Here is a 9,866-nt window from a genome sequence, read left to right as displayed (position 1 = left end):
TTATCCGGTATTAGCCCCGGTTTCCCGGAGTTATCCCAGTCTTATGGGCAGGTTACCCACGTGTTACTCACCCGTCCGCCGCTAACTTCATAAGAGCAAGCTCTTAATCTATTCGCTCGACTTGCATGTATTAGGCACGCCGCCAGCGTTCATCCTGAGCCAGGATCAAACTCTCCAATAAAGTTAGTTTGTCTAGCATCTAAAAATAAAAATTGACGTTTCACGTTGTTTGTTTCGTTTAGTTTTCAAAGTTCAATATCGCGTTTCAGCGACTTTTATAATATATCATAGTATATTATTTTCGTCAACAAGTTTTTCAAGATAATTTGTACCTCTCATTTGCTGACTCTGCCTATTATATAGACTTTTCTATCACTATGCAAGTATTATTATAAAAAAATAAGAGGGGGAAAAATCCACCCTCTTATTCTTCAGAAGAAACCTCTTCATTAGATTCTTCTTCTTCATCTTTCTGTGCTTTTGCTACTGTCGCTACCTCTTGCTCATCCTCTAAACGAATTAGACGAACACCTTGTGTATTACGTCCCATTTGAGAGATTTGATCAACTGGCATACGAATAATAACGCCTGCGGCTGTAATTAGCATGATGTCTTCTTCACCTGTTACAGACTTAACCGCTACTAACTTACCGTTTTTATCTGTAATGTTACAAGTCTTAAGACCTTTACCACCACGGCTTTGTAGTCGATACTCTTCAACTGGAGTACGCTTACCATACCCGTTTTTCGTTACAATTAAGACATTCGTATCTTCTTCAACAATTTCCATACCTACTACTTGGTCCTCTTCGCCTAATGTAATAGCTTTTACACCAGCTGCATTACGGCCCATAGAACGTACATCTTGTTCATTGAAGCGAATTAACATACCGTTGCTTGTCCCTACGATAATATCTTTATCGCCAGATGTTAAACGTACAGAAATCACTTCATCTTCTTCACGAAGCGAAATTGCAATTAAACCGTTCGTACGTATATTTGCAAATGATGAAAGTGGTGTTCTCTTAGAAATACCTTGTTTCGTTGTAAAGAATAAGAACTGGTCGTCACCAAATTCACGTATTGGAATAATGGCATTGATCCACTCACCCTTATCTACTCCTAATAGGTTAATAATTGGTAGCCCTTTTGCAGTACGACTATACTCTGGGATTTCATATCCTTTCGTACGGTATACTTTACCCTTGTTTGTAAAGAATAAAATATGATCATGAGTAGACGTTGTTAATAAGTGTTCAACAAAGTCATCATCATTCGTACCCATTCCTTGTACACCACGTCCCCCACGGTTCTGTGTTTTGTACGTAGAAGCTGGTAACCTCTTAATATAACCGTTATGAGTTAACGTAATCGCAATATTTTGCTCAGGAATTAAATCTTCATCTTCAATAAATTCCATACCGCCAATTGTAATTTCTGTTCGTCTCTTATCATTGAAACGCTCTTTTACTTCTATTAATTCTTCACGAATAATCTCAAGAACTTTCTCTTCATCTGCTAAAATCGCTTTTAATTCAGCAATTAAATTCATTAAGTCTTGATATTCTTGCTCGATTTTTTCACGTTCTAATCCAGTTAAGCGTTGCAGACGCATATCTAAAATCGCTTGCGCTTGTTTCTCACTTAAACCGAAACGTTCCATTAAACCTTGTTTTGCAATATCAGCCGTTTTGGAACTACGAATTAACGTAATAACTTCATCAAGATGATCTAAAGCAATTCGTAATCCTTCTAAAATATGAGCACGTGCCTCTGCTTTTTCTAGTTCATAAGCAGTACGTCTACGGATTACTACCTTCTGGTGCTCCAAATAATGATATAAGTTTTGTTTTAAATTTAGTACTTGAGGCTCTCCATTTACAAGAGACAACATATTAATACCGAAACTTGTTTGAAGTGCTGTATGTTTATATAGATTGTTTAATAGTACGTTTGCATTGGCATCACGACGTACTTCCATGACAATACGCATACCATTTCGGTCTGATTCATCACGTAAATCTGTAATACCTTCAATTTTCTTATCGCGAACTAATTCTGCGATTTTTTCAATTAATCGTGCCTTATTAACTTGATAAGGTAGTTCCGTTACGATAATAGATTGTTTACCATTTGATTTCTCTTCAATTTCAACTTTGGCACGAAGCATAATAGAACCGCGCCCTGTTTCATAAGCTCTACGGATGCCACTTCGACCTAAGATTAAACCTGATGTCGGGAAGTCTGGTCCAGGAATATATTCCATTAATTCCGCGATAGTAATATCCGGGTTATGACTTAATGCCAACACACCATCAATTACTTCGCCAAGTTGATGCGGCGGAATATTCGTTGCCATACCAACTGCAATACCTGTCGTACCGTTTACTAATAAATTAGGGAAACGCGCTGGTAATACAATCGGCTCTCTTTCCGAACCATCGTAGTTATCTTGATAATCAATTGTATTTTTTGAAATATCACGTATTAATTCCATAGAAATCTTAGACATTCTTGCCTCTGTATAACGCATTGCCGCTGCTGAATCTCCATCTACAGAACCGAAGTTACCATGCCCATCTACAAGCATATAACGTTGACTAAAATCTTGCGCCATACGTACCATTGTTTCATAAACGGCTGAATCACCATGAGGGTGATACTTACCGATTACTTCACCGACAATACGTGCTGATTTCTTATACGCTTTATCAGCTGTAATTCCTAAATCATTCATCGCATATAAAACCCTACGATGCACAGGTTTTAATCCATCACGAACATCTGGTAATGCACGAGATACGATAACACTCATTGCGTAATCTAAAAATGAGGTACGCATTTCATGACTAATATTAATTTCTCGAATTCGTGCTTGTTGTTGATTGTCTGACATCAACGAGCACCTCCTCTTACGTTTCCGTTACACATACATTGATTTATATGTAGAAGACAGGAATACTTAGATTCCTGTCATTACTCATTTAAATATCAAGGTTTTTCACGTATTTTGCATTCTCTTGGATAAAGTTACGACGTGGTTCCACTTTATCACCCATTAAAATTTCAAATGTTTCATCTGCTTCTATTGCATCTTGAAGAGAAACTTGAAGTAATGAACGTACTTCTGGATCCATTGTCGTCTCCCATAGCTGAGTTGGATTCATCTCTCCAAGACCTTTATAACGTTGAATTCCTGGTTTCGGCTGGGCTGGTAACTCAGCTAATATTTTTTCAAGTTCTTTATCATTATAAGCATATTGAATTTTTTTACCTTGTTGCACCTTAAACAAAGGTGGCTGCGCGATATATATATATCCACACTCAATTATTTGACGCATATAACGATAGAAGAACGTTAATAATAGGGTACGAATATGCGCACCATCAACATCGGCATCGGTCATAATAATAACTTTATGATAGCGTGCTTTTTCGATATCGAAGTCCCCACCAATATTTGTACCAATCGCCGTAATAATTGTACGCACTTCATCATTTGATAAAATCTTATCTAAGCGTGCCTTTTCAACATTAATAATTTTACCCTTCAGCGGTAAAATTGCTTGAAAATGACGATCGCGTCCTTGTTTTGCAGATCCACCCGCAGAGTCACCCTCTACGATATAAATTTCACTAATTGCTGGATCTTTAGAAGAGCAATCTGCCAATTTCCCTGGTAAACTCGAAACTTCTAAAGCACTCTTTCGGCGAGTTAGCTCACGAGCCTTTTTAGCTGCTACACGCGCACGCGCTGCCATCGTTCCTTTATCTACGATCTTACGTGCAACATTAGGATTTTCCAGTAAGAATTTTTCAAAAGCTTCTGAGAATACTGATTCCGTAATCGTTCTCGCTTCACTATTTCCAAGTTTCGTCTTCGTTTGCCCTTCAAATTGCGGATTTGGATGTTTAATTGACACGATTGCTGTTAAACCTTCACGAACATCTTCACCAGTCAAATTACTATCCGCATCTTTTAAAATGTTATTTTTACGACCATAATCGTTAATCACACGTGTTAAGGCAGTTTTAAATCCCACCTCATGTGTACCACCTTCATACGTATGAATATTATTTGTAAATGAGTAAATATGATTTGTATATCCTTCGTTATATTGAAGCGCAACTTCAACTTGAATACCATCTTTTGAACCTTCTACATATACAGGCTCTTCATGAATTGGTTGTTTTGAACGATTTAAATGTTCAACATATGATTTAATTCCACCCTCATAGTGAAACTCTTTCTTTTGCTTATGTTCACGTTTATCTTCAATTGTTAATTTAATATTACGATTTAAAAACGCCAACTCACGCATACGAGTCGCTAGCGTATCGAATTCATATTCTGTCGTCTCTTTAAAAATTTCCGGATCCGGTTTAAAGCGAGTTATTGTTCCAGTCTTATCTGTATCACCGATGACTTTTAAGTCTGCAACCGGAATACCTCTTTCGTATTTTTGGTAATGGATTTTACCATCACGATGTACAAATACTTCTAATTCTGTTGATAAGGCATTTACAACAGATGCACCAACACCATGCAAACCACCAGAAACTTTGTAACCGCCACCGCCAAATTTACCACCAGCGTGGAGGACAGTCATAATAACCTCTACTGCAGGACGTCCCATTTTTTCTTGTATACCAACTGGAATACCACGTCCATTATCCGTTACAAGAATACTATTATCTTCTTCAATACTAACGTTAATTTCATCGCAATACCCTGCTAACGCTTCATCGATACTATTATCGACAATCTCCCATACAAGGTGGTGAAGTCCCTTCCCACTCGTAGATCCAATATACATACCCGGACGTTTCCGAACTGCCTCTAGTCCTTCAAGTACCTGTATCTGACTTTCATCATATGCATTTTCTTGCATTTGTTTTTGTTCCATTGACACAAAGATCACCTACTTTTCCATTTAAACAGGGGTTTATGCCCTATCTATTTCACAATCTACCGTGCCGTTCGTTACATGAATTGTTTTCGCATCTTTTAATGTTTCGTGTTCAATTCCGTCGACACTCGTCGTTGTAACAAATGTTTGCACCTTTCCTTGAATTGTATTTAACAGATGTGATTGACGATAATCGTCTAATTCTGATAAAACATCATCCAGCAAAAGGATTGGATATTCTTTAACCTCTGAATAAATTAATTCAATTTCAGCTAATTTTAGGGATAGTGCGGTCGTTCGTTGTTGTCCTTGCGAACCAAAGACTTGAACATTTTTACTATTAACGAAGAATTGTAAATCATCACGATGAGGACCAATTAAAGTCGTACCACGGAAAATTTCACGTTGTTTCACAGATTGAAAACTTTCATAGTATACTTCTTTTATTTTCGACAAATCCATTGATTCTGATACATCTACACTTGGTTTATAGACAATTTCTAACTCTTCTAATCCACGGCTTATCCCCCGATGAATTGGAGCTGCCCATTCCTGTAGCAACTGCAAAAATTCAAAACGTTTTTGCAGTATTTTCGCACCATGCTCAATTAGTTGAAGTGTAAATACATCCAACATCGTTTCCTCATTCTTACTATTCCCTTGCATTTTTTTCAACAAGTGATTTCGTTGCGTGAGCACCTTTTGATATTGACTTAATTCATACAAATATACAGGAGCTATTTGTCCTAATTCCATATCTAAAAAGCGTCTTCTTACTTGAGGGCTTCCTTTTACAAGATTTAAATCTTCTGGGGCAAACATGACAACGTTCATCACGCCAATATATTGACTTAACTTTTGTTGTTCAAGTTGATTTAATTTTGCCTTTTTGCCTTTTTTCGAAATATTTAATTCCAAAGACAAAGAACTGTTTCTTTTTTGTAATTTCCCTTTTATTTGACCAAAATCTTCATCCCAGCGGATAAGTTCGCGATCATTAGAGGTTCTATGAGATTTCGCCATCGCTAAAACATAAATAGCTTCCATCAAATTTGTTTTCCCTTGTGCATTTTCGCCGATAATTACATTTACCTTATCTTCAAAGGAAAGCTCTAATTTTTCATAATTTCGATAGTTTTTTAATTGTATTTTTGAAATAAACAAAGGGCTCCCCCTTTATGCCTGAACTTGGAAAGTTCCGCTTCCTGGAATTTCAATAATATCGTTCGCATATAGTTTGCGACCTCTTCTATTTTCAAGTTCGTTGTTCACGTACACTTCGTATTCTTGTAAAAACCATTTTACAGCGCCACCTGTATCAATTATATCAGCTAACTTTAAAAACTGTCCTAGTGTAATATACTCTGTTGAAATTTTAATACGTTTCATAAAATCGCTCACTTTCTGAAAGTGTTCATTCTTTCATTGTACTAAATAAACTAACATTAGGAAAGTAATACCCAAAAATCAAATAAGGGTCACTAGCATCTTTAAACTAGCAACCCTTATTCCTTACCTAATAAGTACGAACCGGTAAAATCAATTGAATAATTGAATCATCATTTACTGTACGAATTAAGAACGGTCTCATCGCTCCAGTAAAGCTAACTTTAATCTCTGTACTATCTAGAGCTTTCAATGCATCCATCATATATTTTGCACTAAAAGATATTTTTAACTCTTCTCCATCTACTTTTTCACATTGTACTTCTTCGACAACTTTCCCAATTTCTGGTGAATTCGAGGAAATCTCTAGCATTTCTTGCTCTAAAGTTGATAATTTGACAACGTTATTGCGGCCATCTCTCGCTAATAGTGAAGCACGATCAATTGCTTGTAGGAATTCTTTTGTATTTACAAAAATATCCGTTTTACTCTCTGCTGGAATTAAACGTGTCGTATCTGGATAATTTCCTTCTAACAATCTTGAGAAGAATAATAAATGTTTTGTACGGAATAATACTTGATACTCCGTAATTACAATATCTACCATTTCTTCAGACTCATCCAGAATTTTACTTAATTCATTTAAGCTCTTACCTGGAATAACAACATTAGCTTGAAATTCATCTGCAATATTATGTCCTTCGATTTTCGCTTTTCGAAGTGCCAGTCTATGACTATCTGTTGCAATACAAGTTAACTCGCTGTTATATACCTTCCAGTTTACACCTGTCAAGATTGGTCTTGTTTCAGAAGTAGAAACTGCAAATACAGTTTGTCTGATCATATGCTTAAGTAAATCTGTTGGTATCTTAAATACATGATGTTCTTCAATCTGTGGTAATAACGGATATTCTGCAGAATCTAAACCATTTAAGTTAAACTCTGATTTTCCAGATTTTATTTTTGTCATAAAATGATTTTCCACAGAAATTTCGACAGTATCCTTAGGTAGTTTTTTTACAATCTCACTAAAATATTTTGCTTGTAAAACAATGCTTCCTGATTGAGCTATTTCTACGATTTCTTTTCCATCTTCTTCGACTGGAATAAACGATTCAATAGAAATATCAGCATCGCTTCCTGTTAATGTAACCCCTTCTTCAGTAGCTACAACTTTAATTCCCGTAAGGATGGGGATTGTTGTACGAGAAGAAACTGCCTTCATTACATCTTGTACACCTCTTACAAGATAGTCTTTTTGTATTGTAAAACGCATAAAGAAAAACCTCCGGTAAGTATAAGATTTTATTTAATTAATAAAGATAAAAAATAGTAGTAATAGTAATAGGGCTTGTGGATATGTGGATAACCCCTTTGAAGGATGTAAAAACAGTCTATCTACATGTGGATAGACTGTGCGTAAAACAAGGTAAGTTATTCACACTATTCAGCTACTACTTTAAAATACCATTAATTTCTTCAACTTGCTTTTGTAATTGCGTATCGGTTTTTAGTAGTTTAGAAATTTTTTCATGGGCATGGATAACTGTTGTATGATCACGTCCACCAAATTCTTCACCTATTTTTGGTAAAGAGGAATCCGTAAGTTCGCGTGATAAATACATTGCAATTTGGCGAGGAAACGCAACTGATTTTGTACGTTTTTTCGCTTTAAAATCTTCTAATTTTACTTGATAAACGTCTCCGACAGCTTTTTGAATATCATAAATAGAGATAATTTTCGGCTTAGAATTTGGAATAATATCTTTAAGTGCTTCAGCTGCTAAATCAGCATTAATATCTTTATTAATTAAAGATGAATAAGCTACAACTCGGATAAGTGCACCTTCTAATTCACGAATATTTGAATCAATTTGATTTGCGATATAAAGCATAACTTCATTTGGTATATCAAGCCCTTCAGCTTTTGCTTTTTTGCGTAAAATTGCAATTCGTGTCTCTAAATCTGGCGGCGTAATATCTGTAATAAGTCCCCATTCAAAGCGAGAGCGAAGACGATCTTCTAAAGTTGGAATTTCTTTTGGTGGTCGATCACTAGAAATTACAATTTGTTTACTTTCTTCGTGTAATGCATTAAATGTATGGAAAAACTCTTCTTGAGTTTGTTCTTTTCCAGCAAGAAATTGAATATCATCTATCAATAAAACATCTACGTTGCGATATTTATTACGAAAATCAACAGCTTTATTATCACGGATAGAGTTAATAAATTCATTCGTGAATTTTTCTGATGATAAATATACAACTTTTGCATTTGGATTATGTTCAATTACATAATGGCCAATCGCGTGCATTAAATGCGTCTTTCCAAGCCCAACTCCCCCGTAAATAAAGAGTGGATTATACGCTTTAGCTGGCGCCTCGGCTACAGCTAATGAAGCTGCATGGGCAAAACGGTTACCAGAGCCGATAACAAATGTATCAAATGTATATTTTGGATTTAACATGCTCTGTGGTAAATGAGCTGAATCATCTTGTGCTGGATTCCGCTTAACTGGAGGAAGATCAATGTCCTCTTCAGCTTGACTTTGGGGAATAATAAAGCGAATTGCTAATTTTGCCCCTGTTAAATCGTATAGTGTTTCTGAAATTAGTTCTGAGTAATGAGATTCTAGCCAGTCACGAGCAAATTCATTTGGAGCTGTAATCGTTAATACGTCTTTCTTCAAGTTATGAGCCGTTGTTGATTTTAACCATGTTTCATAACTAGGCTTGCTTACCTTCTTTTCTAATTCTTTTAAGGCACTATTCCATAAATCAGAGATATTTTCCAAAGGTGTCCCTCCTTTACTAAGATGGTAAAAGAATAAGGTTGCGCAACAAATGTACAACCCAATAAATATAAAATGTATATTTATACGAAACGTATTTTAAAACCTAAAAACGTCGTTTGTATATGAGATAGGGTTTTCGACAAAAAAAGCAAATGTGGACAACTATTTACCCACATGTGATTAAAACTGTCCACATGTTATACACAAATTGTGGATAAGATAAAGGTGTGGAAAACTTATTCAAAGTGAAAACACAACTATAATATCAAAAAAAAGTGGCTATAGCAATGAATTTAAGAAAGTTATCCACAAAATCAATACCTTGTGGAATAAACTTGTCCACAACACGATATACTGTGTAAAAGTGTGAAAAAAGTTTGTGGATATAAAAAACGTGAAAAAACATTTATCCACAAGGAAATATAGATGCTGTGAAAAAGTATGTGAATAGGTTCAAAATGAATATTTGATGAAAATTTCTAGAACCATTGACATTTTCCTAGTTGATTAACTATAATTTATAGGACTGTCTTTAACAGATATTCCTCAGGGAGGTGTCATATAATGAAAAGAACTTACCAACCAAATAAACGTAAGCGCAGCAAAGTACATGGTTTCCGCAGCCGTATGAGCACAGCGAACGGACGTAAAGTGCTAGCAGCTCGTCGTCGTAAAGGAAGAAAAGTATTATCTGCGTAGACCACTGATCGTTCAGTGGTCTTTTTTTCTAATAATAGTGAATTTCCGCTGATGAAATACAGGAGTGTCAATTGAT

At 35.7% G+C, this 9,866-nt stretch carries 7 protein-coding genes and 1 rRNA gene; 1 reads left to right on the top strand and 7 read right to left on the bottom strand.

What is annotated here, in order from left to right; translation table 11 throughout:
- The 7 genes from C4S65_RS27635 to dnaA form a co-directional block, all read right to left on the bottom strand.
- Nucleotides 1-181 (bottom strand): 16S ribosomal RNA (locus tag C4S65_RS27635); the annotation flags it as partial.
- Nucleotides 182-424: 243 nt separating this feature from the next.
- Nucleotides 425-2,896, bottom strand: a complete 2,472-nt coding sequence (gene gyrA, locus C4S65_RS27630) for a DNA gyrase subunit A (protein ID WP_061667492.1) — start codon at nucleotides 2,894-2,896, stop codon at nucleotides 425-427.
- An 88-nt stretch (nucleotides 2,897-2,984) separates the two neighbouring features.
- Nucleotides 2,985-4,907, bottom strand: a complete 1,923-nt coding sequence (gyrB, locus tag C4S65_RS27625) for a DNA topoisomerase (ATP-hydrolyzing) subunit B (protein ID WP_000435979.1) — start codon at nucleotides 4,905-4,907, stop codon at nucleotides 2,985-2,987.
- A 39-nt stretch (nucleotides 4,908-4,946) separates the two neighbouring features.
- The gene (gene recF / locus C4S65_RS27620; protein ID WP_061667494.1) at nucleotides 4,947-6,074 is read right to left on the bottom strand and encodes a DNA replication/repair protein RecF; all 1,128 of its coding nucleotides are present in this window, start codon (nucleotides 6,072-6,074) and stop codon (nucleotides 4,947-4,949) included.
- Between the two features lie 12 nt (nucleotides 6,075-6,086).
- On the bottom strand, nucleotides 6,087-6,299 hold the full coding sequence (gene yaaA, locus C4S65_RS27615) for a S4 domain-containing protein YaaA (protein WP_000821361.1): 213 nt from the start codon (nucleotides 6,297-6,299) through the stop codon (nucleotides 6,087-6,089).
- 127 nt (nucleotides 6,300-6,426) lie between these two features.
- Nucleotides 6,427-7,572 (bottom strand): DNA polymerase III subunit beta, encoded by a 1,146-nt coding sequence (gene dnaN / locus C4S65_RS27610; RefSeq protein WP_001212884.1) that lies wholly within the window; start codon nucleotides 7,570-7,572, stop codon nucleotides 6,427-6,429.
- Nucleotides 7,573-7,750: 178 nt separating this feature from the next.
- Nucleotides 7,751-9,091, bottom strand: a complete 1,341-nt coding sequence (gene dnaA / locus C4S65_RS27605; protein WP_000428018.1) for a chromosomal replication initiator protein DnaA — start codon at nucleotides 9,089-9,091, stop codon at nucleotides 7,751-7,753.
- A gap of 564 nt (nucleotides 9,092-9,655) precedes the next feature.
- On the opposite strand from dnaA, the gene rpmH reads away from it, so the two are divergent.
- Nucleotides 9,656-9,790, top strand: a complete 135-nt coding sequence (gene rpmH / locus C4S65_RS27600; protein WP_000831901.1) for a 50S ribosomal protein L34 — start codon at nucleotides 9,656-9,658, stop codon at nucleotides 9,788-9,790.
- The last annotated feature ends 76 nt before the right edge of the window (nucleotides 9,791-9,866 follow it).

It is taken from the genome of Bacillus sp. ok061 (genome assembly GCF_900108285.1).
Lineage (GTDB): Bacteria > Bacillota > Bacilli > Bacillales > Bacillaceae_G > Bacillus_A > Bacillus_A thuringiensis_S.
The sequence above is the reverse complement of the archived record's forward strand: the minus strand, read 5'-3'. Positions and strand labels throughout refer to the sequence as shown.